General features: G+C 38.9%; 1 tRNA gene. It reads left to right on the top strand.

Features of this window, described 5'->3' with window-relative positions:
* Positions 1-232 precede the first annotated feature (232 nt).
* Positions 233-306: transfer RNA gene (locus I6E49_RS14300), tRNA-Ala, on the top strand.
* Positions 307-458: the final 152 nt, after the last annotated feature.

Raw genomic sequence — 458 nt, 5'->3', positions numbered from 1 at the left:
TACCGGAAGGTGCGGCTGGAACACCTCCTTTCTGGAGAAACGGGATTCCACTATTAAGGTCAGCAAAGGCTCATAAAGGCTTAAGGATGCCTATCAAGCTCAGTAAGGCTTATTAAGAGTTATGGTTTGCTTTCCTTCTCCCACGCTTCTTGGCGCACTGTCTTACTAAATACAGTGTGTTTAATGTCACAATTATCAATTACACATTAATAATTATACATTAAACATTACTGGGGGATTAGCTCAGTTGGCTAGAGCGCTTGCATGGCATGCAAGAGGTCATCGGTTCGACCCCGATATTCTCCACTTAGTAAGGGAAAAGTGAAAAACGAAAAGAGAAAAATCAAATAGATTTTCACTCTTCACTTTTAACTTTTCACTTTACAACGATCTTTGACATATTGATACAAGCAAAACTGTAAGTTAAATCAATAACAACAGCTGAAAGTATGAGCTAC

This window comes from Leyella stercorea, assembly GCF_021531655.1.
This window is presented reverse-complemented; position numbering and strand designations above follow the sequence as displayed.